At 65.8% G+C, this 25,576-nt stretch carries 25 protein-coding genes; 21 read left to right on the top strand and 4 right to left on the bottom strand.

All coding sequences use genetic code 11. The features are described 5' to 3' along the window. Genes pcaH through pcaB form a run of 3 tightly spaced genes read left to right on the top strand, consistent with a single transcriptional unit; the run spans position 1 to position 2,574 of the window. Positions 1 to 705, top strand: a complete 705-nt coding sequence (gene pcaH, locus BN60_RS19700) for a protocatechuate 3,4-dioxygenase subunit beta (RefSeq protein WP_020697858.1) — start codon at positions 1 to 3, stop codon at positions 703 to 705. Continuing rightward, positions 702 to 1,265, top strand: coding sequence for a protocatechuate 3,4-dioxygenase subunit alpha (gene pcaG / locus BN60_RS19695; RefSeq protein ID WP_020697857.1), 564 nt, complete (start codon positions 702 to 704; stop codon positions 1,263 to 1,265). Before pcaH ends, pcaG begins: the two co-directional genes overlap by 4 nt. Beyond that, entirely contained in the window at positions 1,240 to 2,574 is a 1,335-nt protein-coding gene (gene pcaB / locus BN60_RS19690) for a 3-carboxy-cis,cis-muconate cycloisomerase (RefSeq protein ID WP_215905925.1), read from the top strand. Before pcaG ends, pcaB begins: the two co-directional genes overlap by 26 nt. A gap of 39 nt (positions 2,575 to 2,613) precedes the next feature. Here pcaB and greB read toward each other — a convergent pair whose 3' ends face one another. Next, positions 2,614 to 3,165 (bottom strand): transcription elongation factor GreB, encoded by a 552-nt coding sequence (greB, locus tag BN60_RS19685; RefSeq protein WP_020697855.1) that lies wholly within the window; start codon positions 3,163 to 3,165, stop codon positions 2,614 to 2,616. Positions 3,166 to 3,195: 30 nt separating this feature from the next. On the opposite strand from greB, the gene BN60_RS19680 reads away from it, so the two are divergent. The 13 genes from BN60_RS19680 (at position 3,196) to urtE (ending at position 14,990) form a co-directional block, all read left to right on the top strand. Next, complete coding sequence (locus tag BN60_RS19680) at positions 3,196 to 4,017, top strand: urease accessory protein UreD (protein WP_043284130.1); 822 nt, start codon at positions 3,196 to 3,198, stop codon at positions 4,015 to 4,017. Between the two features lie 80 nt (positions 4,018 to 4,097). After that, positions 4,098 to 4,400, top strand: a complete 303-nt coding sequence (locus BN60_RS19675; RefSeq protein WP_020697853.1) for an urease subunit gamma — start codon at positions 4,098 to 4,100, stop codon at positions 4,398 to 4,400. A gap of 11 nt (positions 4,401 to 4,411) precedes the next feature. Then, positions 4,412 to 6,457 (top strand): urease subunit alpha, encoded by a 2,046-nt coding sequence (gene ureC / locus BN60_RS19670; RefSeq protein ID WP_020697852.1) that lies wholly within the window; start codon positions 4,412 to 4,414, stop codon positions 6,455 to 6,457. 2 nt (positions 6,458 to 6,459) lie between these two features. Continuing rightward, positions 6,460 to 6,948 (top strand): urease accessory protein UreE, encoded by a 489-nt coding sequence (locus BN60_RS19665; RefSeq protein WP_020697851.1) that lies wholly within the window; start codon positions 6,460 to 6,462, stop codon positions 6,946 to 6,948. After that, the gene (locus BN60_RS19660; protein WP_020697850.1) at positions 6,941 to 7,636 is read left to right on the top strand and encodes an urease accessory protein UreF; all 696 of its coding nucleotides are present in this window, start codon (positions 6,941 to 6,943) and stop codon (positions 7,634 to 7,636) included. The genes BN60_RS19665 and BN60_RS19660 overlap by 8 nt, the downstream gene beginning before the upstream one ends. Beyond that, positions 7,633 to 8,061: a DUF3995 domain-containing protein gene (locus BN60_RS19655; RefSeq protein ID WP_020697849.1), complete on the top strand. Its 429-nt coding sequence runs from the start codon at positions 7,633 to 7,635 to the stop codon at positions 8,059 to 8,061. Before BN60_RS19660 ends, BN60_RS19655 begins: the two co-directional genes overlap by 4 nt. After that, positions 8,058 to 8,684, top strand: a complete 627-nt coding sequence (gene ureG, locus BN60_RS19650; RefSeq protein ID WP_020697848.1) for an urease accessory protein UreG — start codon at positions 8,058 to 8,060, stop codon at positions 8,682 to 8,684. Before BN60_RS19655 ends, ureG begins: the two co-directional genes overlap by 4 nt. A gap of 26 nt (positions 8,685 to 8,710) precedes the next feature. Then, a complete protein-coding gene (locus tag BN60_RS19645) occupies positions 8,711 to 9,280 on the top strand; it encodes a HupE/UreJ family protein (protein ID WP_020697847.1) in 570 nt (189 codons plus the stop codon). A gap of 93 nt (positions 9,281 to 9,373) precedes the next feature. Then, positions 9,374 to 10,669 (top strand): urea ABC transporter substrate-binding protein, encoded by a 1,296-nt coding sequence (urtA, locus tag BN60_RS19640; RefSeq protein ID WP_020697846.1) that lies wholly within the window; start codon positions 9,374 to 9,376, stop codon positions 10,667 to 10,669. Positions 10,670 to 10,761: 92 nt separating this feature from the next. Then, entirely contained in the window at positions 10,762 to 12,375 is a 1,614-nt protein-coding gene (urtB, locus tag BN60_RS19635; protein WP_020697845.1) for an urea ABC transporter permease subunit UrtB, read from the top strand. A 10-nt stretch (positions 12,376 to 12,385) separates the two neighbouring features. Further along, complete coding sequence (urtC, locus tag BN60_RS19630; RefSeq protein ID WP_020697844.1) at positions 12,386 to 13,549, top strand: urea ABC transporter permease subunit UrtC; 1,164 nt, start codon at positions 12,386 to 12,388, stop codon at positions 13,547 to 13,549. Further along, entirely contained in the window at positions 13,546 to 14,292 is a 747-nt protein-coding gene (gene urtD / locus BN60_RS19625) for an urea ABC transporter ATP-binding protein UrtD (protein WP_020697843.1), read from the top strand. Before urtC ends, urtD begins: the two co-directional genes overlap by 4 nt. A gap of 2 nt (positions 14,293 to 14,294) precedes the next feature. Beyond that, entirely contained in the window at positions 14,295 to 14,990 is a 696-nt protein-coding gene (gene urtE, locus BN60_RS19620) for an urea ABC transporter ATP-binding subunit UrtE (RefSeq protein ID WP_020697842.1), read from the top strand. Here urtE and BN60_RS19615 read toward each other — a convergent pair. Continuing rightward, the gene (locus BN60_RS19615) at positions 14,987 to 16,663 is read right to left on the bottom strand and encodes an N-acyl-D-amino-acid deacylase family protein (RefSeq protein ID WP_245539835.1); all 1,677 of its coding nucleotides are present in this window, start codon (positions 16,661 to 16,663) and stop codon (positions 14,987 to 14,989) included. The genes urtE and BN60_RS19615 overlap by 4 nt on opposite strands. Positions 16,664 to 16,771: 108 nt before the next feature. Between BN60_RS19615 and BN60_RS19610 the strand changes: the two genes are divergently transcribed. From BN60_RS19610 to BN60_RS19595, 4 genes are read left to right on the top strand one after another with little or no spacing between them, the layout of a single operon-like run. Beyond that, on the top strand, positions 16,772 to 17,893 hold the full coding sequence (locus BN60_RS19610) for an NADH:flavin oxidoreductase/NADH oxidase (protein WP_020697840.1): 1,122 nt from the start codon (positions 16,772 to 16,774) through the stop codon (positions 17,891 to 17,893). 25 nt (positions 17,894 to 17,918) lie between these two features. Beyond that, positions 17,919 to 19,133, top strand: coding sequence for a CoA transferase (locus BN60_RS19605; protein WP_020697839.1), 1,215 nt, complete (start codon positions 17,919 to 17,921; stop codon positions 19,131 to 19,133). After that, complete coding sequence (locus tag BN60_RS19600; RefSeq protein WP_020697838.1) at positions 19,120 to 20,298, top strand: 3-hydroxybenzoate 6-monooxygenase; 1,179 nt, start codon at positions 19,120 to 19,122, stop codon at positions 20,296 to 20,298. The genes BN60_RS19605 and BN60_RS19600 overlap by 14 nt, the downstream gene beginning before the upstream one ends. Before the next feature lie 43 nt (positions 20,299 to 20,341). Further along, positions 20,342 to 20,857 carry an anthrone oxygenase family protein gene (locus tag BN60_RS19595; protein WP_020697837.1) on the top strand — a complete coding sequence of 172 codons (516 nt, stop codon included), beginning with the start codon at positions 20,342 to 20,344 and terminating at the stop codon, positions 20,855 to 20,857. A gap of 207 nt (positions 20,858 to 21,064) precedes the next feature. Here BN60_RS19595 and BN60_RS19590 read toward each other — a convergent pair whose 3' ends face one another. Next, on the bottom strand, positions 21,065 to 22,033 hold the full coding sequence (locus BN60_RS19590; RefSeq protein ID WP_020697836.1) for a Bug family tripartite tricarboxylate transporter substrate binding protein: 969 nt from the start codon (positions 22,031 to 22,033) through the stop codon (positions 21,065 to 21,067). Between the two features lie 137 nt (positions 22,034 to 22,170). Between BN60_RS19590 and ade the strand changes: the two genes are divergently transcribed. Next, on the top strand, positions 22,171 to 23,886 hold the full coding sequence (ade, locus tag BN60_RS19585; protein WP_043286196.1) for an adenine deaminase: 1,716 nt from the start codon (positions 22,171 to 22,173) through the stop codon (positions 23,884 to 23,886). 89 nt (positions 23,887 to 23,975) lie between these two features. Here the strand turns inward: ade and BN60_RS19580 are convergent, their stop codons facing one another. Next, entirely contained in the window at positions 23,976 to 25,565 is a 1,590-nt protein-coding gene (locus BN60_RS19580; RefSeq protein WP_043284128.1) for an ABC transporter substrate-binding protein, read from the bottom strand. Between the last annotated feature and the right edge of the window lie 11 nt (positions 25,566 to 25,576).

Raw genomic sequence — 25,576 nt, 5'->3', positions numbered from 1 at the left:
ATGAACGAGGAAACCTACCGGCGGCCCATGCCGGGCCAGGATCATCCACCCAACGCTTCCCCCGACTACAAGTCGACGGCGCGCCGTGCACCGAGCCGTCCTGCGGTCGTGCTGCCGCACAGCCTGTCGGAGATCACCGGCCCGTCGCTGCGTGCGGTGCGGCTGGATGCCGGCGAGAACGACCTGACGCGCCAGCGCATGGGCGAACCGCTCGGCGAGCGCATCATCGTGAAGGGGCGTGTGCTCGATCAGGACGGCAGGCCGGTGCCCGAGGCGCTGGTCGAGATCTGGCAGTGTAACGCCGCCGGTCGCTATCACCATCCCGGCGACCAGCACGATGCGCCGCTCGATCCGAATTTCTACGGCGGTGGCCGCGTCCGCGCCGATGCGGAGGGGAACTACAGGTTCGTGACCATCAAGCCCGGCGCCTATCCCTGGAAGAACCACCACAATGCCTGGCGTCCGGCGCATATCCATTTCTCGCTGTTCGGGCCGGCCTTCGCCACGCGCCTGATCACGCAGATGTATTTTCCCGGCGATCCGCTGCTGCCCTTCGACCCCATCTACAATTCGGTGCCCGAGAGTGCACGGGCGCGCCTGCAGGCGGCCTTCGACATCGAGGCCACGCAGCCGGAATGGGCGCTGGCCTATCGCTTCGACATCGTGCTGCGCGGCCGCAACGCCACGCCGATGGAGAATGCATGAGCCGCGTCCTGACGCCGTCGCAGACGATTGGCCCGTTCTATTTCGGCACGATTACCAACGCCTATCGGCACGACCTCGCCCCTCGGGGCGTCGCCGGCGAACGGCTGGAGATCGAACTCAGCCTCCACGACGCCGATGGCGCGATCGTGCCTGACGGCCTGTTCGAGATCTGGCAGGCCAACAGCCATGGCCGCTACGACCATCCTGAGGACCGCCGCAACCTGCCGCTCGATCCCGGCTTCGACGGTTTCGGCCGCGCTTCGACCGACACCGCGGGCCGCGCGACCTTCGGCACCATCAAGCCCGGTCGCGTGCCCTGGCCGGCGGGCGGTCTGCAGGCAGCGCACATCAACATCTCGGTGTTCGCGCGCGGTGTGCTCAACCGGCTGGCGACGCGGCTCTATTTCGAGGGCGATCCCGAGCTGGCCGAGGACCCCGTGCTGAAGCTGGTCGAGCCCGCTCGTCGCGCCACATTGATCGCCAAGCGCGATGCCTCCGGAGTCTGGCGGTTGCCCATTCATTTGGGCGGAGCGCATGAAACCGTCTTCTTCGACTGCTGAGCGCATGGCCGGTCGTCTCGTCGCTGCGCTGAGCGCTTCGGCCGTCACAGCGGAAGCCTTCTCCGATCTCGCAACATTGCGGCACATGCTGCGCTTCGAAGCAGCCCTTGGCGACGCTGCGGCGAAAGCAGGGCTGATTCCCAAACGAGCCGCCGCCGTCATCGCGAAGGCCTGCGATCCGTCGCTTTACGATCCGGTGTCGCTGGCTGCCGCCGCGCGCCGCAGCGCCACGCTCACGGTGCCTTTGGTCAAGGCCCTGACGGAAGAGGTTTCCAGACGCGATGCCGCAGCGGCGGGCTACGTCCATTGGGGCGCCACCAGCCAGGACGTCATCGACACGGCGATGGTGCTGCAACTCGGCGAGGCGCTGCCACCGCTTCTCGAGGCGGCTGACGGCATCGTTGCCTCTTTCGCCAGGCTGGCGAAGAAGCATCGCGCGACACCGATGCTCGGCCGCACGCTGTTGCAGCCCGCGACGCCGCTGGCGCTGGGGCAGAAGATCGCCGGCTGGGCGTCAGATATCGACCGCGCCAAGCGTCGCCTCGCATCGAGCTTTGCCGAGACACAGGTCCTGCAGTTTGGCGGCGCCTCGGGCAGCCTCACGGCCCTGGGCTGCGATGCCGAGCCCGTCATGAAGGCGCTGGCCAAAACCTTGAAACTTGCTCTGCCGCCGGGCCCGTGGTTCACGCAGCGTGTGCGCGTGGCGGCACTTGCGCAGGATTGCGCGCTTCTGGTCGGTGCGTTGGCCAAGGCGTCGCGCGACATTTCCCTGATGATGCAGATCGAGGTAGGCGAAGCGGCGGAGCCTGCGGGGCCGGGACGCGGCGGCTCCTCGACCATGCCGCACAAGCGCAATCCCGTGGGCGCAGCGCTCGTCCTCTCGGCGGCCGCGCGGGCGCCGATGCTGGCGGCGACGATTGTTGCGGCACTCCCTCAGGAGCATGAGCGCGCGCTGGGCGGCTGGCAGGCGGAGTGGCCGACAATCGCGGCCCTCGTCGAAACTCTAGGCTCCGCGGTGGAGGCGATGGCCGAGGTCGCGGACGGCCTCACGATCGATCCCGACGCCCTGCAGGCCAACATGGACGCAGCCGAAGCCGCCGTGTTCGCCGAACGCGCGACCTTTCTGCTCGCCCGGAAGATCGGCAAGCAGAAGGCCGGCGCGCTGGTCGAGAAGGCGTTGGCCCAAGGCGGCTCGTTCATCGAAGCGCTCGGGCAGCTCGAAAAGGAACTGGCCGATAAGGCGGCCCTCCTGGGCTACTCCCCGAAATTCGTCGATCGTCTTCTGGCGGATCTGAAGCGGGAGGGATAGTGGGCGGCCGCGAGCTGGCGTGCCTCTACCTGGAACCTTTCACACGTACGAGACCTTCACGATCTCGATCTCCTCCTCGCCGCCGGGCGTGCGCATCCGCACGACATCGCCCTCGTGGGCGCGCAGGAGGGCGCGGGCGATGGGGGAGATCCAGCTGACATGGCCGCGGCCGGGATCGACTTCGTCGACGCCCACGATCTTCACCGTGCGCTCCTCGTCGCGGGCGTTGGCGTAGACGACTGTGGCCCCGAAGAAAACCTGGTCGGTCTTGGGTCGCTTGGCCGGATCGACAACCTCGGAACGCTCCAGCCTCTTGCTGAGGAAGCGGATGCGGCGGTCGATCTCGCGCAGGCGCTTCTTGCCGTAGAGATAGTCGCCGTTCTCCGAGCGGTCGCCGTTGGCCGCCGCCCAGGACACGACCTGCACGACCTCCGGCCGCTCCTTGCGCATGAGGCTCATCAACTCCTCGCGCATGCGGGCGAAGCCCTCGGGGGTCATATAGTTCTTGGCGCCGGCAGGCAGACCGCCGATATCCTCGGGCAGGTCGTCCTCGTCGTCGCCGTCGCTTTCCTTGGTGAAGGCCTTGCTCATTTCGGTCCTTAATCTATCAAGTCGGGGCGGATGAAAACCAGCTCCTCCCGCTCCCCTCTACAGCGCGCTTCAGGCGAAAGCCGCGTCGTCTTCGAGCGGCGCGACGGCCGGACGCGGTTGGCGGATCTCTATCAACGCGATCCCTGTCGGGTCTTGTTCCCGGTGCCGGAGCCGGGCGAACCGCCGCAGGCCGTGATGATCACGACCTCTGGCGGCGTCACCGACGGCGATTCGCTCACGATGGCGGTCGACATCGGCCCCGGGGCCGAGGCGGTCGCCACGACCCAGGCGGCGGAGAAGGTCTACCGCGCGGCCAAGGGCGGTGGCCATTGCGGCATAGAGGTGCGGCTGGCCGTTGCTGCAGGGGCTACGCTGGAGTGGCTACCGCAGGAAACCATCGTCTTCGAAGGCGCGCGGGTGAAGCGGCGGACCGTAGCGGACGTCGGCGAGGGCGGCGCGCTGCTCGCCTGCGAAATGGTGGTGCTGGGCCGTGCCGCGTCGGGCGAGCGCTTCACCTCGGGCCTGCTGCTGGACTCCTGGTCGGTGCGGCAGTCCGGCCGGCTGGTGTGGACGGATACTCTACGCGTCGAGGGCGAGACGCCGGACGGCGCAGGCTTCGGTGCGGCCAATGCGCTGGCGACCGTCATCGGTGTCTGGACCGAACCGCAGCAGCGTTTCGAGGAAGCCCGCGCCTTGCTGGAGGCTGCAGATGAAGTGCGCGCCGGCGTTACGCTGGTGAACGGCATCCTCGTCGCACGCCTGCTGGGGGAGGCGACTTCCGTACGCGCCGCGACCATCCGCTTTCTCAACGAGTTTCGCGCGCGCCGCCTGCCGCGGGTTTGGCATGTTTGATGCAACTCTTTGCCGAAATGGATGCCGCGCTATAGTCCGGCCCAACCACTGAAGGGCTAGCGGGCAGGGGGAAACGGTCGATGAATCTGACGCCACGCGAGAAAGACAAGCTTCTGGTGGCCATGGCGGCCATCGTGGCGCGCCGCCGTCTCGAACGCGGCGTGAAGCTCAACTATCCCGAGGCCGTGGCCCTCATCACCGATTTCGTCGTCGAAGGCGCGCGCGATGGTCGTTCGGTCGCCGACCTGATGCGCGACGGCGCCCATGTGATTAGCCGAGCTCAGGTGATGGACGGCATCGCCGACATGCTGGCGGAAATCCAGGTCGAGGCGACGTTTCCCGACGGCACCAAGCTCGTCACCGTCCACGCCCCGATCCGCTGAGGAGAGACGCCATGATCCCCGGTGAAATCCTCGCGGGCAAAGGCGAGCTGGAACTGAACAAGGGTCGCAACCCGATTACCATCGAAGTAGCCAACACCGGCGACCGGCCGATCCAGGTCGGCAGCCACTATCATTTCTTCGAGACCAACGACGCGCTGAGGTTCGACCGCAAGCGCGCCAAAGGCATGCGGCTCGACATCGCGGCCGGCACCGCCGTGCGCTTCGAGCCCGGCCAGTCGCGCACGGTGAGGCTCACGCCCTATCTCGGCAGCCGCGAAAGCCACGGTTTCCAGGGCAGGGTCGGCGGCAAGCTGGGGCCGGTCGCCAAAGTCGGCCCGTCGAACGAGGGCCCGACTCGCATCTCGCGCTCGGCCTATGTCCACATGTTCGGCCCGACCGTCGGCGACAAGGTGCGGCTCGCCGATACGGACCTCTTCATCGAGGTCGAGAAGGACCACACGATCTACGGCGAGGAAGTGAAGTTCGGCGGCGGCAAGGTGATCCGCGACGGCATGGGCCAGAGCCAGCGTACGCGCGCCCAGGGTGCCGTCGATACCGTGATCACCAATGCGCTGATCCTCGATCATTGGGGCATCGTGAAAGCCGATATCGGTTTGAAGGGCGGGCTGATCGTGGCCATCGGCAAGGCCGGCAATCCCGACGTACAGCCCGGCGTGGATATCGTGATCGGCCCTGGCACCGAAGCGATTGCCGGCGAGGGCAAGATCATTACGGCAGGCGGCATCGACTGCCACATCCACTTCATTTGCCCGCAGCAGGTCGACGATGCGCTCTATAGCGGCGTCACCACCATGATGGGCGGCGGCACCGGCCCGGCACATGGCACGCTTGCCACCACCGTGACGCCCGGCCCTTGGCACATGGGCCGCATGCTGCAGGCGGCCGAAGGCTTGCCGATGAACCTCGGTTTCTTCGGCAAGGGCAACACGTCGAAGCCGGCCGGCATCAAGGAGCAGGTCGAGGCCGGCGCCTGCGGGCTCAAGCTGCACGAGGATTGGGGCACCACGCCGGCGGCCATCGACAATTGCCTCTCGGTTGCAGACCGCATGGACGTGCAGGTGGCGATCCATACCGACACCTTGAACGAGTCGGGCTTCGTCGAGACGACGCGCGCCGCCTTCAAGGGCCGCACCATCGCGACGTTCCACACCGAAGGCGCCGGCGGCGGCCATGCGCCGGACATCATCCGTCTGGCCGGCGAGAAGAACGTGCTGCCGTCCTCGACCAACCCGACCATGCCCTACACGGTGAACACCGTGGACGAGCATCTCGACATGCTGATGGTCTGCCATCACCTCGATGCTGCCATCCCCGAGGATGTTGCTTTTGCCGAAAGCCGCATCCGCAAGGAGACCATCGCGGCCGAAGATATCCTCCACGACATGGGTGCCTTCTCGATGATGTCGTCCGACAGCCAGGCCATGGGCAGGGTCGGCGAAGTCGTGATCCGCACATGGCAGACCGCCGACAAGATGAAGAAGCAGCGTGGGCGTCTCAAGGAAGAGAGCGGCGACAACGACAATCTCCGCGCCAAGCGCTACATCGCCAAGTACACGATCAATCCGGCAATCACCCACGGCATTTCCAAGCATGTGGGGTCGATCGAGGTCGGCAAGCGCGCCGACATCGTGATCTGGTCGCCGGCCTTCTTCGGCGCCAAGCCCGACATGGTGCTGCTCGGCGGTTCGATTGTGGCGGCGCCGATGGGCGACCCCAATGCGTCGATCCCCACGCCGCAGCCCGTGCACTATCGACCCATGTTCGGCGCCTTGGGCCGCAGCCTCGTCGTCAGTCCGGCTCTGTTCGTGTCGCAGGCGGCCATCGCCAAGGGCGTGGCGAAGAAGTGGGGACTGAGCCGGCCGCTGCTGCCGGTGAAGGGCACGCGCAAGATCGGCAAGAAGCATATGATCCACAATTCGCTCTGTCCGAAGATCGAGGTCGATCCCGAGACTTATGAGGTTCGGGCCGACGGCGAACTCCTGACGTGTGAACCCGCCATCTCGCTTCCCTTGGCGCAACGCTACTTCCTCTTCTGACCATGAAACGAGCCATCGACGTCGTACGTGCCGGTCATTGGCCGGCACCGGAGCGCATCGACACCGTGACCCTGCTGTTCGACGACCGGTACCGTCGACGCCTGCGCATGCTGGGCGATGGCGGGCTCGACTTCCTGCTCGATCTGGTCGAGCCGGTCGTGTTGCATACCGGCGATGGGCTTCGGCTGGAGGAGGGTGGTTTCGTCGAGGTGAGGGCGGCGGAAGAAGACCTCGTCGAGGTGCGCGGCCGCGATGCTGCGGCCTTCGCGCGGATCGCCTGGCATCTCGGCAATCGCCACCTGCCGACGCAGATCGATCACGACCGGCTCCTGATCCGCGACGATCATGTCATCGTCGACATGCTGAAGGGGTTGGGCGCCGAGGTACGCAAGGTGCGCGTGCCCTTCGATCCCGAGGGCGGCGCCTACGGCCAGCACAATCACGATACCGGCCATCGCCATGGCGAGCTGCATCCGGAGCGTCATGACTAGTGACGTAAAGAGGGACCCGCTCTACAGGCTGCTGGCCTGGCTGTCGCCGGCCTATCCGATCGGTGCCTTCAGCTACAGCCATGGTGTCGAGACCGCCATCGAGGAAGGCTTCATCCGGGATCGCACGTCGCTCGTCGCCTGGCTGCGCAGTGTCTTGGCGGACGGCACCGGCCGGGTCGACAGCGCGCTGTTCGCGGCTGCCTGGCGTGCTGCGAGCGAGAGAGACTGGCAGGTCTTCGATGCCATCGCCGAGCGCGCGGCCGCGTGGCGCGGCACGTCGGAAATGGCGCTGGAATCGCGCCAGCAGGGCGGTTCGTTCCTGTCGATCACCCGCACGGCTTGGCCGCATGCAGACCTCGACGCGGCGGACCAGCGGCTCCAGGGGGAGATCGCGCTGCCCGTCGCAGTGGCGCTGGCCGCTGCGGTGCATGCAATTCCGCTGGAGGCGGCTCTTGGGGGGTATCTGCATGCCTTCGCGGCCAACCTGATTTCGGCCGCCGTGCGAGCGGTTCCGCTGGGGCAGAGCGATGGGCAAAGGGCGCTTGCGGCCTTGGAGAATACGGTGAATGAAACGGTCGCGGCAGCGCTGGCGGTCGAGTCGCTGGACGAGGTCGGCACGGCGACGCCTCTGCTCGATTGGTGCTCGCTGCGACATGAAACACAGTACACGAGGCTTTTCCGTTCATGACGATATTGCTGGCCTTGTTGTTGACCATTGGGGTCGGCGCCATCGCAGTCATGCATGCCATGTGGGGACTGGGCAGCCATTGGCCCGAAGAGAGCGAGGAAGCGCTGGCCCGTGCCGTTGTGGGCGACGGTCGGCGCCGCATGCCGCCGGCCTGGCAGTGCTTCGCCATCGCGCTGGTTCTGGCCGTGATGGCGCTTTGGCCCTGGTATGCGCTAGGTCGCATGACCGAGCCGCGCGTTCTGGCCGGCACCTATGTCATCGCCGGCATCTTCGTCGCCCGCTGCGTGGCCGGCTACAGCATGCGCTGGAGAACCCACTTCACAGCCGAGCCCTTTGCCACCCGGAACAGGAAGTACTATTCGCCCTACTGCCTGCTGATGGGTGTAGGCTACATCGCCCTCGCGGCCGGAGAACTCGAGCTATGAGCGTGCGCGGTCCCCTGAGAGTAGGCGTCGGCGGTCCCGTGGGATCGGGCAAGACCGCACTGGTCGAGCGCCTGTGCAAGCGGATGCGCGAGACCTACGACATCGCCGTCGTCACCAACGACATCTACACCAAGGAAGATGCCGAGTTCCTGACCCGCGCCGGGGCCTTGGCGCCGGAACGCATCGTCGGCGTCGAGACCGGCGGTTGTCCGCATACGGCGATCCGCGAGGACGCCTCGATCAATCTCGCCGCGGTCTCCGACATCGTGCGCAAATGGCCCAAGCTCGAGATCGTCTTCGTCGAGTCCGGCGGCGACAATCTTGCAGCGACCTTCTCGCCCGAGCTGGCCGACATCACCATCTATGTGATCGACGTCGCGGCCGGCGAGAAGATCCCGCGCAAGGGCGGGCCGGGCATCACGCGGTCGGATCTGCTGGTCATCAACAAGATCGACCTGGCGCCCCTCGTGGGCGCCAACCTCGACGTCATGGACCGCGATGCCCGCAAGATGCGTGGCCAGCGGCCGTTCCTTTTCTCCAATCTCAAGGAGAACAAGGGGGTCGACGATATCGCGGCCTTCGTCATACGACAGGGTGGCCTTCCGGCGCGCCCTCTTAACTGAAGCTTTCAAAGCGAAGCGGTGTACCCATGTCCAGGATCGTCTCCCTCATCATTCTCCTTTGCGCAGCCGCCAGTCCGGCCCTGGCTCATCCGGGCCACGACACGTCGGGTTTTGCCCATCCTTTCACGGGCTGGGACCATCTGCTGGCCATGGTGGGTGTCGGTCTGTGGGCCTCGCTGCTGGCGGCCAAGCGGCCGGCCGCAGCCTATCTGGTGCCCTCGGCCTTCGTCGTCATGATGCTTCTCGGGGCAGCTGCCGGATTCGCGGGCATAAAACTGCCTCTCGTTGAGGCGGCAATTGCCGTGTCGGTACTGGTTCTGGGCGCGCTCGTTGTGGGTGCAGTCCGTGTGCCGTCGGCGGCTGCCATGGCGGTAGTCGGCCTGTTCGCCATTTTCCACGGTTATGCGCATGCCATAGAGGCGCCCTCGGTCGGCACCGGCGGGTTCATCCTGGGCTTCACGGCGGCCACCATCCTGCTTAATGCGATCGGCCTGGGACTCGGATGGATCGCAAGGTCGGCGGTCGGCGACCTGGGATTGCGGGCACTCGGCGGCGCCGTCATGGCCGGCGGTGCGTTGGCCTTGATCGCCAACTGAGCCCTTCAACAGGCCTCTTTTCGGGTTTGGCACGGCTTTCGCTTCCTTGATCTTCGGCGGGGAGATTCCGTCGGGAAGATCAAGGAGAGCGGGATGAACTTGGGAACGATCATGCGCACGGGCCTCGTGGCCGCCGGCCTGCTGGCCGGCGCCGCGACCGGCGCGCTCGCGCAAGGGGCACCGCCGATCAAGGTCGGCATTCTGCATTCACTGTCCGGCACCATGGCGATCAGCGAGACGACCTTGAAGGACGTCATGCTGATGCTGATCGAAGAGCAGAACAAGAAGGGTGGCGTTCTCGGGCGCAAGCTCGAGCCGGTCGTCGTCGACCCGGCGTCGAACTGGCCGCTGTTCGCCGAAAAGGCCCGCGAACTCCTGCAGAAGGACAAGGTCGCGGCGGTGTTTGGCTGCTGGACCTCGGTCAGCCGCAAGTCGGTGCTGCCGGTGTTCGAGGAGCTGAACGGCATCCTCTTCTACCCGGTCCAGTACGAGGGCGAGGAAAGCTCGCGCAACGTGTTCTACACCGGTGCTGCTCCGAACCAGCAGGCGATCCCGGCCGTCGACTATCTGATGGCCAACGAGAAGGTGCAGCGCTGGGTTCTGGCGGGTACCGACTACGTCTATCCCCGCACGACCAACAAGATCCTCGAAGCCTATCTCAAGTCCAAGGGCGTCGCGCAGGAAGACATCCTGATCAACTACACGCCGTTCGGTCACTCCGACTGGCAGTCGATCGTAGCCGACATCAAGAAGTTCGGCTCGGCCGGCAAGAAGACCGCCGTGGTCTCGACCATCAACGGCGACGCCAACGTCCCGTTCTACAAGGAACTCGGCAACCAGGGCATCAAGGCCAAGGACATCCCGGTCGTCGCCTTCTCCGTCGGCGAGGAAGAACTGGCCGGCATCGACACCAAGCCGCTGGTTGGCCATCTCGCCGCCTGGAACTACTTCCAGTCCGTAAAGAACCCGACCAACGAGGCCTTCATCAAGACCTGGCAGACCTTCACCAAGAACCCCAAGCGGGTGACCAACGATCCGATGGAAGCCCATGTGATCGGCTTCAACATGTGGATCGAAGCGGTGAAGAAGGCCGGTACCACCGACTCCGACGCCGTCATCGATGCGATGATCGGTGTCTCGGTACCGAACCTGACGGGTGGCTACTCGGCAATGCTGCCGAACCATCACATCACCAAGCCGGTGCTGATCGGCGAGATCCAAGGCAACGGTCAGTTCGACGTCGTCTCGCAGACCAACGGTCTGGTGCTGGGCGACGAGTGGTCCGACTACCTGCCGGACTCGAAGGACCTGATCTCCGATTGGCGCAAGCCCATGAACTGCGGCAACTTCAATGTCGCCACGGGCAAGTGCGGCGGTAAGGGCAAGTAGGTCCCCGCGCCACCGTCTCTAAGTTGCAACCCACAGGGGCGGGGCGACTTCCAGGTCGCCCCGTTCTCACCTCCGGGCAAATTCCCAGACCTATGTTCCACTTGCGCTCGCTCGCGGTGCTGTTTTCTGCGCTGGCTTCGCTGACGATTGCCGTCGCCGCCCTGGCCGCAGACTTGCAGTCCCTCGTGACCAACCTCACGGCCGGCAGCTTCGGTGATCGCGAGACCGCGATCGGCGCGCTGGCCGCTTCGGGCGATGCCCGCGCCGCGCCCATTCTGGAAGCGCTGGGCGCCGGCCAGCTCTATGTCCGCACGTCCGACAAGCAGGTCGTCATCGGCAAGCCCAGCGGCAATCAGCTCGCGCTCACCGAGGCGGTGTCGGGCGCGGCCGCGGGCACGGCGACCGAATCCGAACTGGAGCGGGTCAGGGTCAACAACCGCCTGCGCGGCGTGATCGAAGCAGCCGTCGGTTCGCTCACCCTCATGAGCCCCGATGCCCGCGTCCGTCGCGGCGCGGCCGATTCCCTCTTCAAGCGGCCCGAACCCGCCGCGCTGGGGCCGCTCGACGCGGCCATTGCCGGCGAGAAGGACGCGCGCGTGAAGCAGGCCTTCGCCGAAGCGCGCGCCGCCGTCGTGCTCGCCTCCGATGCAACGGTCCCGCAGAAGATCGACGCGATCGGCATTGTCCGCGACCGCGGCGACCGCGAGGCGCTGAGCGTCCTGCAAGGTGCGGCCAACAACGCCAAGGAACCCGAGGTCAAGGCGGCAGCCGTTGCCGCCGCCGAGTCGGTGCGCCAGACGCTGGCCGCCTGGGAGGCGGCGCAGAACGTCTGGTACGGCATCTCGCTCGGTTCCGTGCTGCTGCTAGCGGCCATCGGACTTGCCATCACCTTCGGCACCATGGGCGTCATCAACATGGCGCATGGCGAGATGGTGATGCTGGGTGCCTACACGACCTTCGTGGTGCAGGAGATCATCCGCACCTCGGCGCCGCACCTCTTCGACACCTCGCTGCTGATCGCCCTGCCACTCGCCTTCCTGGTGGCAGGCGGCGTCGGCATCCTGATCGAGCGCGGCATCATCCGTTTCCTCTACGGTCGACCGCTCGACACCTTGCTCGCGACATGGGGGCTGTCGCTGGTCCTGCAACAGGCCGTGCGTTCGATCTTCGGCTCGAGCAACCGCGAGGTCGGTGCGCCGTCCTGGATGTCGGGTGCGTTCCAGGTCGGCCAGATCAACGTGACCTACGGCCGGCTCTGGATCGTGATCTTCGCCCTGGTGGTCTTCGCCTCGTTGATCCTGCTGCTGCGCAAGACGTCGCTCGGCCTCTACATGCGTGCGGTCACGCAGAACCGGCCGATGGCCTCGGCCGTCGGCATTCGCACGCCGCGGGTCGATGCGCTGACTTTCGGCCTCGGTTCGGGCATTGCCGGTCTGGCCGGCGTGGCGCTGAGCCAGATCGACAATGTCAGCCCCAACCTCGGCCAGGGCTACATCATCGACTCCTTCATGGTCGTGGTGTTCGGTGGCGTCGGCAATCTCTTCGGTACCCTGATCGGCGCGTTGACGCTCGGCGTCGTCAACAAGTTCCTCGAACCCTATGCCGGCGCGGTGCTGGGCAAGATCCTCGTGCTGGTCTTCATCATCCTGTTCATCCAGCGCCGTCCGCGCGGCCTATTCGCGTTGAAGGGTCGCTCCGTCGAATGAGTACTGGCGAATGATCACGCGCTTCCTCTGGCAGGGCATGGGGCCGGGCCTGCGCCTCTTCACCTTGCTGGTGCTGGTGGTCGGCATCCTGTTGCCGCTCGCCAACCAGCTCCTGCCGCCCAGCAGCCCGTTCCACGTGCCGGCCTGGGTGCTGCAACTCATCGGCAAGTATCTCTGCTACGCGCTGCTGGCGCTGGCGGTCGACCTGGTCTGGGGCTTCTGCGGCATCCTTTCGCTGGGCCACGGCGCCTTCTTCGCGCTGGGCGGCTACTGCATGGGCATGTACCTGATGCGCCAGATCGGCAGTCGCGGCGTCTACGGCAATCCGCTGCTGCCCGACTTCATGGTGTTCCTGAACTACAAGCAGCTCCCCTGGTTCTGGCACGGCTTCGACCAGTTCTGGTTCGCCGCCATCATGATCCTGCTGGTGCCGAGCGTGCTCGCCTTCGCGCTGGGCTGGTTCGCGTTCCGCAGCCGCGTCACCGGCGTCTATCTCTCGATCATCACCCAAGCGATGACCTTCGCGCTGATGCTGGCCTTCTTCCGCAACGATATGGGGCTGGGCGGCAACAACGGCATGACCGACTTCAAGGAGATCCTGGGCTTCCCGGTCCAGGCGGACGGCACGCGCGCCGCCCTGTGCTTTGCGTCGGCGGTGGCACTGGCGCTGGGTCTGGTGATTTCCGCGGCCATCGTCGGCTCGCGCTTCGGCAAGGCGCTGACGGCAGTGCGCGACGCCGAGAGCCGCATGCGTTTCCTCGGCTATAGGGTCGAAGGCTTCAAGCTCTTCGTCTTCGTGCTATCGGCCGCCATGTCGGGCGTCGCCGGCGCGCTCTATGTGCCGCAGGTGGGCATCATCAATCCCAGCGAGTTCGCGCCAGGCAATTCGATCGAAGCCGTGCTCTGGGTGGCGGTCGGCGGGCGTGGCACCTTGATCGGGCCGGTGATCGGCGCCTTCCTGGTCAACTTCGGCAAGACCTGGCTTACCGGCGCGTTGCCCGAATTCTGGCTGTTCGCGCTGGGTGCGCTGTTCATCGTCGTCACCCTGCTGCTGCCCAAGGGCATCATGGGTCTTTGGGGCCAGATCCGGGATCGCTCGCAGGCGCGCAAGGCGCAGGGAGCTAAGTCGGGGACGGACAAGGCCGAAGCGAGCAAGGCGGGGGCGCCGGCATGAGAAGCACCTCCGCGCTCCTTTACCTCAGCGGCGTCACCGTCTCCTTCGACGGCTTCAAGGCGCTGAACAATCTCTCGTTGCTGGTCGAGCCCGGCGAGATGCGCGCCATCATCGGCCCGAACGGCGCAGGCAAGACCACGATGATGGATGTCATCACCGGCAAGACCCGGCCCGACGAGGGCGAAGTGGTGTTCGACGGCAAGTCCGATCTCACCAAGCTCGACGAGGCCGACATCGCCACGTTGGGCATTGGCCGCAAGTTCCAGAAGCCCACCGTGTTCGAGACCCACACGGTGCGCGACAATCTCCTGCTGGCGCTGTCGGGCCTGCGGAGCTGGTACAAGCTCCTGCTCGCGGCCCCCACGAAGGCCGAGAAGGACCGACTCGACGAGATCCTGACGATCATCCGCATGACCGACCAGCAGCATATGCTGGCGGCCCGACTGAGCCACGGCCAGAAGCAGTGGCTGGAAATCGGCATGCTGCTGGCCCAGGATCCGAAGCTCCTGCTGGTCGACGAGCCGGTGGCCGGCATGACCGACGTCGAGACCGAGACCACGGCGCAGGTATTGCGCGAGATCAATCGCAGCCATTCCGTCGTCGTGGTCGAGCACGATATGAGTTTCGTGCGTGCCTTGGGCGTCAAGGTGACGGTGCTGCACGAGGGTTCGATGCTGGCCGAAGGCACGCTCGACCAGGTGAGCGCCGATCCGCGTGTCGTCGAAGTCTATCTGGGGCGCTAACGATGCTCGCGGTCGAGAACGTCAACCTCTACTACGGTGCGGCGCAGGCATTGCGCGGCGTGTCGCTGAAGGCCGCCATCGGCCGGGTGACCTGCCTGCTGGGCCGCAACGGCGTCGGCAAGACCAGCCTCCTGCGCGCCATCAGCGGTCTTCAGCCGATCGCGTCGGGCTCGATCTCGCTCGATGGACAGGATGTCTCGAAGCTGGCGCCCTACGATCGGGCACGACGCGGCGTGGCGCTGGTGCCGCAGGGGCGCGAGATCTTCCCGCTGCTGACGGTGAAGGAGAATCTGGAGACCGGCTTCGCGCCGGTCAGACGCGAGCACAAGAAGATACCGGACGAAGTGTTCGAGCTCTTTCCCGTGCTGCAATCCATGCTGAAGCGCCGCGGCGGCGATCTCTCGGGCGGCCAGCAGCAACAGCTCGCCATCGGCCGCGCGCTCACCATGCGGCCGAAGCTGCTGGTGCTCGACGAGCCGACCGAAGGCATCCAGCCGTCCGTCATCAAGGATATCGGCCGCGCCATCACCTTCCTGCGTCAGCGCGGCGACATGGCGATCCTGCTGGTCGAGCAGTATCTCGACTTCGCGCACGAACTTGCCGACGACTTCGCCGTCATGGACCGCGGCGAAGTCGTGATGTCCGGCACCCGCGAGACCTTCGACGCGGAAGCCGTGCGCCGTCACATGACAGTCTAGGCGGGCGTCTGCGCGCCTCGCACGAGGCGGCCCGGCCGCTCGCCGGTCAGCTCGTCGTTCTGCATTGTCTCGACACCCGCGTTGAACGTGTGCCGATAGCCTGACGCGCGCTGGATCAGGCGACGGCCGCCGGCCGGCAGGTCGTAGACCACTTCGGGCCGCTTCAGTGTCAGGGCGTCGAAGTCGATCAAGTTGATATCGGCCTTGTGGCCGGGCGCCAGCAGGCCGCGATCCATCAGGCCATAGGCTTCTGCCGTGCCGCGTGTTTGCTTTGCGATCAGGAATTCGAGCCCGAGCTTCGGGCCGCGCGTGCGGTCTCGTCCCCACAGGGTCAGCAGCGACGTCGGCGAGGAGGCATCGCAGATCACGCCGACATGGGCGCCGCCATCGGCCACGCCCAGCACCGTTGCCGGATCGGTGATCATCTCGTGCACCACGTCGAGGCTGCCATAGGCGTAGTTCTCGAAGGGCAGCATCAACAGGCCCTTGCCGTCGCGCGCCATCATCTCGTCCAGCGCCACGGCCTGCGGGGTGCGTCCGCTGCGCTCGGCGATTGCCGAGATAGAGTTCTTGGCGTCGGGTTCGTAGTCGGGCCGTTCGCCGATCGGGAACATCTTGTGGAACGACTCGGCCATGAAGGCGCGGGGGCCACCGCCGGCCGGCGTTTCGACCAGGCGTCGCCGCAAATCGGCATCCGCTGCGAGGCGCTGGTAGCGCTCCTGGGGTGAAAGCTGGCGCATTTCCAGCCAGGCCGGATGCGCCGCGAAAGGATGCGCCGTCGTCTCGAGGCCCATGATCACGCCGATGGGCCGCGAGCCCACCTGCGCGTTGGCCATGCGGCCAGCCTGGCGCACGCCATGGATCTGGTCGAGCGTCTCGCGCCACAGCTTCGGCTGGGCGTCGACCTGAACCAGCAGGCAGGAGAGGGGCCGACCGGCCAGCTTGGCCGCCGCTTCCAGGGCCTCGAACTCGCCCGGCCCGAAATCGGAGTTGACCTGCAGCACGCCGCGGCCTGCGCGCTTCATGCCCTGGGCGATGCCCAGCAGCTCGGCCTCGCGGGCGCTGAGCGACGGCGTGAAGCGACCATCGCGCGCCTTGTGCTTGGTGGTGCGCGAGGTGGTGAAGCCCATGGCGCCGGCGTGCAGCGCTTCCTCGGTGAGCTTCGCCATCTCCTCGATCTCGCGTTCGGTCGGCACCTCGGCATGGTCCGCACCGCGATCGCCCATCACGTAGAAGCGCAGCGCGCCATGCGGGAGCTGGGCCGCGACGTCGACGGCGCGATCCATCGAGGCCAGCGCATCGAGATAGTCGGGGAAGGACTCCCAGTTGAACTTCACGCCTTCGCTGAGAACGGTGCCGGGAATGTCCTCGACGCCTTCCATCAGGTTGATGAGATAGCCCGACGCGCCCGGGCGCACCGGCGCGAAGCCGACGCCGCAATTGCCGAATACAGTCGTGGTGACGCCATGCCAAGAGGAGGGCGTGACGAACGGGTCCCAGGTTGCCTGGCCGTCGTAATGCGTGTGGATGTCGACGAAGCCCGGCGCCACGACGAGCCCGGCGGCATCGATCTCGCGTTTGCCGGCGCCGAGCTTCGGTCCGACCGCGGCGATGCGGCCCTCTTGCACTGCAACATCGGCGATCCGGCGCTCTGCGCCCGATCCATCGATCACGATTCCGTTTCGGATGACGAGGTCAAACATGGAGGAAGGATAGGCCGGGGTGCATGCACCAGTCTATGTTTGACGCCCTTGAAGCCATCCCGTTCGGGAGATCGACCTTTGCAGAAACCGCTCCTCTTCTCGCCCCTGAAGCTGCGCGGTGTCACCGCGCCGAACCGCTGTGTGGTCTCTCCCATGGTCCAGTTCCGCGCGACGGATGGATTGGTGAACGACTTCCATCTCGTGCACCTCGGCAAGTTCGCGCTGGGCAAATTCGGCATAGTCTTCACCGAGAACTGCGCCGTCGAGCCGCGCGGACGGGTGACGCAAGGCGATCTCGGTCTATGGGACGATAGCCAGATCGCAAGCCACAAGCGGCTCACCGCCTTCATCAAGGGCGAGGGGGCGCTGGCTGCGACGCAGATCACGCATTCCGGCCGGAAGGGCTCGACGCCGCGTACCTTCGACAAGCCGGGTGAACTGGGGCCCCCGGGCGCGGGCTGGAAGAAGTGGGAAGTGGTCGGTCCGACCGATCTGCCTGCCGCCGACGGCTGGCTGAAGCCGCGCGCCTTGTCGGCGGTGGAAATCGAGGAGCTGGTGACGAAGTTCGCTGCCGCGGCGAAGCGGGCCGATGCGGCGGGCTACGACGTGCTCGAAATCCATGGCGCGCACGGCTATCTGTTGGCGCAGTTCCTGTCGTCGATCAGCAATACGCGCAACGACAAGTACGGCGGCGACCGCGCCGGCCGCATGCGCTTCCCGCTCGATGTGGTGCGCGCGGTACGCCAGGTGTGGCCCGAGAACAAGCCGCTGTTCGTGCGTGTCTCCGCGGTCGATGGCGGCGGCGGCTGGGATGTCGACGATACCGTTGCCTTCGCGCAGGAGCTGAAAGCGCTCGGTGTGGATGTCGTCGATTGCTCTTCGGGTGGCATTGCGGGCGCGGCGACGGCGGCCGGCGTGAAGCGCGGCCTGGGCTTCCAGGTGCCGTTCGCGTCGGCGGTCAAGAAGCGGGCCGGTATCCCGACCATGGCCGTTGGGTTGATCCTCGATGGCCCGCAGGCCGAGGCGATCCTGCAGGCCGGCGATGCCGACCTGATCGCGATCGGGCGGCAGGCGCTTTACGAACCCTTCTGGGCTTTGCATGCCGCGCAGGCGCTGGGTTGCGATCCCGACTTCGACCTTTGGACACCGGAGTACGGCTGGTGGCTGGAGAAGCGTGAACACACGCTCGGACGTAAATAAGCAAAACAAGACATGGAAACGCACAATGACAGGCATTCTTGCCGGCCTTCGCATCGTCGAAGGATCGGCCTTTATCGCAGCACCGCTGGGCGGCATGACGCTGGCCCAGCTCGGCGCGGACGTGATCCGCTTCGACGATATCAACGGCGGCCTCGATAGCGACCGCTGGCCGGTCACGAAGGACGGTCGGTCGATCTATTGGGCTGGCCTCAACAAGGGCAAGCGCTCCATCGCTGTCGATCTGCGCAACCCGAAGGGCCGGGAAATTCTCACAGCCCTGATCACGGCGCCGGGCGAAGGGGCCGGCATCTTCACCACCAACATGCCGGCGCGCGGCTGGCTCGCCTACGAGGAGCTGGCGAAGAAGCGTGCCGACCTGATCGCGCTCAACATCGTCGGCGCGCGCGATGGCAGTGCGCATGTCGACTACACGGTGAACGCCATCACCGGCTTTCCCATGGTCACGGGGCCTGTCGATCATGCGGAGCCGGTGAATGCCGTGGCACCGCCTTGGGATCTGGCCACGGCGTATGCGGGCGCCATGGCGATTCTCGCCGCCGAACGGCACCGCCGCCTGACCGGGCAGGGCCAGCGCATCGTCCTGCCGCTGCAGGATATGGCGCTCGCGGCAACGTCGGCGCTGGGCTACATCGGCGAAGCGGTGGTCAACAAAGTCGACCGCCCGCGCGTCGGGAACGAGATTTTCGGCACCTTCGGCCGCGACTTCCGCACCAAGGACGGCCGGTTCGTCATGATCTGCATCTTCTCCGACCGCCATGTCGATGCGCTGGCCAGTGCCGGAGGGTTCAAGCAGGCCTTCGCGACCATCGAGAAGGACACCGGCTTCGACCTCAAGAGCGATGCCGGTCGCTGGCATGCGCGCGATCGGCTGTGCGCCGTGATCGAGCCCTGGGCCGCCCGGCATACGGCGGAGGAGGTGGGTGCGGCCCTGAAGAAGGCTGGGGCGCTCTGGGCCCCCTACAAGACCTTCCGCGAACTGGCGGCGGACCGCGAGGCCGTGCTCGACAATCCGATGTTCACGATCCTCGACCAGCCGGGCATCGGCCGCTATCCCGTCGCGGCCTCGCCGTTGCAGTTCGGCGCCGTGCCGCGCCAGCCGCCGAAGACGGCGCCGGTGCTGGGCCAGCATACGGACGAGATTCTTTCCGGTATTCTCGGTCTGCCGGGCTCCGAGATCGCCCGCCTGCATGACGAGAAGGTGGTGGGTGGACCAAGATAGAATCCTGATCGCCGGTGGTGGCATCGGTGGCCTCGCTGCCGCCCTGGCGCTTGCCCAGCAGGGCATCCCCACTTTGGTGCTGGAGCGGTCCTCCCGCTTCGGCGAGATCGGCGCCGGCATTCAGCTCGGGCCCAATGCCTTTCATTGCTTCGATAGATTGGGCGTCGGCCCCGCGGCGCGCGGCATGGCCGTCTATATCGATTCGCTGCGCCTCATGGATGCGATGGCCGACGGCGAAATCTGTCATATCGACCTCGGCGAGAGGTTCCGCGCCCGCTTCGGCAATCCCTATGCCGTCGTCCATCGCGGCGACCTGCACGGGGTGCTGCTGCAGGGCTGCCGCGATCACGCGCTGATCGATCTCAAGTCGGCGGCGGAGGTCACGGGCTACGACCAGGACGACAAGGGTGTCGCCGCGAAGCTCGCCACTGGTGAAACGGTGCGCGGACGTGCGTTGATCGGCGCCGACGGGCTCTGGTCGAACGTCCGTCGCCAGGTCGTCGGCGATATCCCGCCGCGCGTCTCGGGGCACACGACCTATCGCTCGGTGATCCCGACGGAACAGATGCCGGAGGATCTGCGCTGGAACGCGGCCACCCTGTGGGCCGGTCCCAAGTGCCACATCGTCCACTATCCACTGTCAGGGTGGAAGGTGTTCAACCTCGTCGTTACCTACCACAACCATGCGCCCGAGCCGGTCGCCGGCAAGCCCGTGTCGGTCGAAGAGGTGCGCAGAGGCTTCACGCATGTCTGCAAGCGGGCGCAGAACATCATCCGCCACGGCAAGGACTGGCACATGTGGGTGCTGTGCGATCGTGACCCGGTCGAGCGGTGGATCGACGGCCGCGTGGCGCTGCTGGGAGATGCTGCGCACCCCATGATGCAATACATGGCGCAGGGCGCCTGCATGGCCATGGAAGATGCGGTGTGCCTGGCCGATTCACTGTCGAAGACGCAGTCTCTCAAGGCCGGACTCACGACCTATCGCGACCGCCGTGTGTTGCGCACGGCGCGTGTGCAGTTGATGTCGCGGGCGATGGGCGATCATGTCTATCACCCCGATGGACCGCATGCGGCGTTGCGCAATGCGATGATGAGCGCCAAGACCCAGGATCAGTGGCTCGATACGCTCGACTGGCTCTACGGCGGCAACGGGCTCGACTGAGGCGACTTTTTCCGTAGGATGCGCCGCCGGAGGGAGCCCGCACATGCGACACCTGTTCTTCGTCCTGGCCCTGCTGTGCACCGCGCTGAGCGCGGGCATCTTCTATGCCTTCTCGACCATCGTCATGCCGGGGCTCGACCTCGGCGGCGCCTTGTCGGCGATCCATACCATGCAGGGCATCAACACCGTCGTGCGCAACGCCCTGTTCGCCGCGGTGTTCTTCGGTGCGCTGGTTCTGCCTCTGCTGGCTGCTCTCGGGGCGCGCTCGGCCGGACATCGTGGCGCGGCGCGGCTCGCCTTCCTGGCGGCGGTCATCCAGGCGATTGCGGTGGTTGGCGTCACCCTGCAGGTGAACGTGCCGCTCAACGAGACGCTGGCGACCGTCGCGGCAAGCGAGGCGACGGCGGCCGGCACATGGCGTGAATTCTCCGGCCCGTGGACTTCGTGGAACCATGCGCGCGCCATCGGTGCGATCCTGGCGTTCCTCTGTCTGCAGACGGCGTGGGCGCTCGATCTGACATCGACGGGCAGCGGCCGCCGTCACGGCGGGCTGCGCTGACGCTTTCGTCTGTTCGACGAAGGCATTCTCCTCACTGTCGCGGTTGTTGGCGAACTGTCGTCAGTCCCAGGATAGACCGGCGGGACAGCCTCGTTTCTAAACGCACTCACTGCAGCCAGCCCCCGACACGATGGCGGACGAATATTCGGCCGGCTGCAGACCCATGAATTGCGAGTTGTTCGCAATTCTAATTTGTGTCGCCAGCGATCAGGTCGGCGCGGGGATGTTCGCGGCCTTGATGACCTTGCGCCACCGCACCGTCTCGTCCGCCAGCCGCTTCGTATAAGCCTCCGGCGTGCCGCCGGTCGGGATATAGCCCATCGACGCCAGGCGCTCCTGCACCGCCGGGACCTTCAGCGCGGCGTTGATGGCGGTGTTGTAGTAGGCGATGACGTCGGGGGCGGTGCCGGCAGTCGTGGCGACGCCGAAGTACACGGCGGCCTCGAGGTCGGGCATGCCGAGCTCGCTGGCGGTCGGCACGCTCGACACGTTCGCCACCCGCTTCTGCGCGCCGCAGATCAGGCCGCGCATCGTGCCGGCGTTGATCTGGGCATCGACCGGCATGGTCACGTCGACGAACACCTGGGTATGGCCGGCGACGGTATCGCGCAGCGCCTCGGCCGCGGCCTTGTATGGAATGTGCTGGAGCTTGCCGCCCGCCTTCGTGCTGATCAGTTCGCCCCAGAGATGCGGCAGGCCGCCGGAGCTCGACGTCGCATAGTGCACGGGGCCCGGCTGCGCCTTCACCCATTCGAGGAATTCGGGGAAGGTCTTCGCCGGGTGCTTGGCGTTGACGGCCAGCACGCAGGGGATATCGGCGAGCTGCGAGACCATCGCCAAGTCCTTCTGCGGATCGATCTGCAGCGGGATATCGAAGGCGGGCAGCAGGGCCGCGGTCGTCGTCAGCAGTAGCAGGCTCGTGCCGTCGGGCTTGCTCTTGGCGACGTTGGCCATGCCGATCATGGTGCCGCCGCCCGGCCGGTTCTCGACGATGATCGACTTGCCGGTATCGGCTGCCATGCGTTCCGCCAGAACGCGCGCCGACGTATCGGTCGAGCCGCCGGGGCCATAGGGAACAACGAGGCGGATCTGGCTGGCCGAGACCTGCGCAGACGCAATGGTCGGCAGGGCCGTGGCGGCGAGGGCGCCGGTCACGAGGGTACGGCGGGTAAACATGAAGATTCCTCCCTTTCTTACGACTGATTTACGAGCCCCTTAGTCAGCCACAGGGATGGCGGCAAGATGGCTTTGTGTACCTCGCATCGCCAGCCGATAATGTTGCCTTCTCCGGGTGGCCGCCCTATCTCCTGTCCATGAGGGCTCCTCTTTCCCCTTCACGGCTCGCAGATATCGTCGATCAGGCGCGCGGCAAGGTGCCGGCGGACCTTGTCGTCAAGTCGGTCGGTATTCTCGATTTGACGTCGGGCGAGGTGACGGTGGGCGATATCGCGGTCGCGGGCGATCGCATCGTGGGCATTCACGAGACCTATCGAGGCGCCACGGAAATCGACGGGCGCGGGCTGGTCGCCGTGCCGGGCTTCATCGACAGCCATGTCCATTGCGAGTCGACGCTGGTGCCGCCGCTGGAGTTCGACCGCTGCGTGACACCGCGCGGCACCACGACGGCGATCTGCGACCCCCACGAAATCTGCAACGTGCTCGGCCTCACGGGCCTGAAGTACTTTCTCGAATGTGCCGCCGTCACGGTGATGGACCTGCGGGTTCAGCTTTCGTCGTGCGTGCCGGCAACCCACCTGGAGACGTCGGGCGCACGGCTGGAGGCGGAAGACCTGCTGCCCTTCAAGCATCATCCCAAAGTGCTGGGGCTGGCCGAGTTCATGAACGTTCCCGGCGTGCTGAACAAGGACCCGGCGGTGCTCGCGAAGCTATCAGCCTTCTCGGATGTTCAGATCGACGGTCATTCGCCGCTGCTCTCGTCCTACGACCTCAATGCCTACATCGCGGCGGGCGTGCGCAACTGCCACGAGACGACCTCGGCGGCAGAGGCGCGCGAGAAGCTCGCCAAGGGCATGCAGGTGCTGGTCCGCGAGGGGACGGTCTCCAAGGATCTCGCCGCACTTTCCGAGCTGATCACGACGGAACGTGCGCCGTTCCTGGCATTCTGCACCGACGATCGCAACCCGCTCGACATCGCCGAGGAAGGCCATGTCGACTACCTGATTCGCGCGGCCATCGGCCGTGGTGTCCGGCCGCTCGATGCCTATCGGGCAGCGACCTGGTCGGCGGCACGGCACTTCGGCCTGTTCGACCGCGGGCTGGTGGCGCCGGGGCAGCGCGCAGACATCGTGCTTCTGGAAGACCTCGCGACCTGCAAGGTCCATTCCGTGATCTGCCGCGGGGCGCCGGTGACGCCGGATCGGTTCAGGACGCGGCCGGATGTTCCGCCGGTCGGGCTCGATTCGGTAAAGCTCAGGCCGGTGACGGCGGCGACCTTTCACGTTGCGGCCGGCGCGGGCGCGTCGCCGCCGGTGATCGGCATTCGGCCGGGGCAGATCCTGACGGACCGGCTGGATGTCGAGGTGGCTCGACGTGGCGACACTCTCGTGGCGGACATTTCCCGCGACGTGCTCAAGATCGCCGTGCTGGGCCGTCACAACGACAACGGCAATGTCGGTCGCGGCTTCGTCAAAGGTTTCGGATTGAAGCGCGGTGCGATCGCGTCATCGGTCGGCCATGACAGTCACAATATCTGCGTCATCGGCTGCGACGACCGCGACATGGAAACGGCTGTGAATCGGCTGATCGAGCTGCGGGGAGGATTCGCGGCTGCGGCCGACGGCAAGATCGTAGCCGAACTGGCATTGCCCATTGCCGGCCTGATGAGCGAGCGGCCATTCGAGGAGGTCGAGCAGGGGTTGCGCCGGCTGCGCGCCGCGGTTCGCGCACTGGGTACTGAACTGCATGAACCCTTCTTGCAGATGGCCTTCCTGCCGCTCCCGGTGATCCCGCATCTCAGGATCACCGACAAGGGCCTGGTCGACGTGGACCGTTTCGAACTGGTCGGCTGATCTGTTCGGGAGGCGACGACAAGCCTCGATCAATGCGGCTATCGGCAGGTCATGGTGCCGAGCGGCACCATGACAGCCACTGACCCGACCTATTTGTCGAGCCAGACTTCTTCGAAGCGCGACCCGTTGTAGAGGCTGTTCACCATCGGTGCGTAGCCCTTCACATGGGGGTGCCAGCAGGTGCCCGACGCATTCCACATGATGACCGGCCGTGCGCCGTCTTCGAGCAGTTTGCGGTCGATATCCCAGACGATCTTCTTGCGCTTCTCGAGATCGCGCTCGGCCGATTGCGCGACGAACAGCTTCTCGATCTCGGGGCTGCAGTAGCCGGTGTAGTTGCGCTCCGACTTGCAGGCATAGTTCTCGAAGTAGTTCTGGTCGGGATCGTCCACGCCGTTGCCAGTGGTGTTGAGACCGATTGCGTAATCCTTGCGTGCCACCTTGGCGTACCAGAGGGCCGTGTCGACCAGGTCGAGCTCGCCCTCGAAATACACTTCCTTGAGCTGGTCGATCAGGATGACCGCCGGATCGCGATAGAGCAGATGGTTGCGGGTCGAGACCTTGAGCTTCAGCTTGTTGTCGGGCCCGTAGCCCAGCTTCTCCATGATCTTGCGGCCCTCGGCACGGTTCTTTTCCACATCCGGCCCATAGCCCGAGATCTGGTCGTACATCTCCTTGGGCAGACCCCAGACGCCGTTGGGCGCGGGCTCCATGACACCGCCGACGTCGGACTGGCCCTGGGTGATGATGTCGATGAACGCCTTGCGATCGAGGCTGAGCAGCATGGCGCGGCGAACTTCGGGATTGTCGAACGGCGGCGCGTCGCGGTTCAGGATCAGGTTGGTGTTGTTGTTCATCGCCGCGACCTTGCAGACCGCGTCTGCCGCCTGCGCCTTGACGTCCTTGAGCAGCGGAATGGTGACGCCATAAGGCGAGGTTATGTCGTAGCGGCCCGATACGAAGCCGAGGATCGCCGTGCCACGGGCGGGCACGAGCGAGAACTCGATGCCGTCAAGACGGGGTTTGCCCTTCTTGAAATAGTCCTTGTTCCGCGTGAGCTTGATGCTCTCCTTCTGCCTGAATTCGGCGAGCTTGAAGGGGCCCGTGCCGATCGGCTTGGTGCGCATCTGCGCCGTCGGCACGTGGCAGGAATAGACAGGACTGTAGCCCGAGGCGAGCAGCACAAGGAACGAGGGCTGCGGCTGGCCGAGATGAAAGGTGACTTCACGGTCACCGTTGGTCGTGACTTTGTCGAGGTTCCAGTACCACGAGGCGCGCGGGTTCTTGCGCAGCTTCTGCGTCTCGCTCTTGCCGGTTAACATGTCCCATGTGCACTTCACGTCGGCCGCGGTGAACGGCTTGCCGTCGTGCCACTTGGCATTGTCGACCAGCTTGAAGGTGAGGTTCTTGCCATCGTCGCTCCAGCTCCAGCTTTCGGCAAGATCGGGGCGAATGGTCTCGAGGCTGTTCTGCGGAATCTGCTGATCGAACAGCACCAGATTGTTGTAGAGGCCCATGAACGGCACGACGGTCGAGGTCGTTGCTTCCTCATGAATCGACGCGCTGGGCGGATTGTCGTGAATGTACATCTTCATCACGCCACCGCTCTTCTGCGCGAGTGCCGGCGTCGCTATCAAGCCGAGTGCTGCGACGGCACCGAGCACACCACAAATACGCATGTTGTTCCTCC

This window comes from Reyranella massiliensis 521, assembly GCF_000312425.1.
Classification (GTDB): Bacteria; Pseudomonadota; Alphaproteobacteria; order Reyranellales; family Reyranellaceae; genus Reyranella; species Reyranella massiliensis.
The sequence above is the reverse complement of the archived record's forward strand: the minus strand, read 5'-3'. Positions and strand labels throughout refer to the sequence as shown.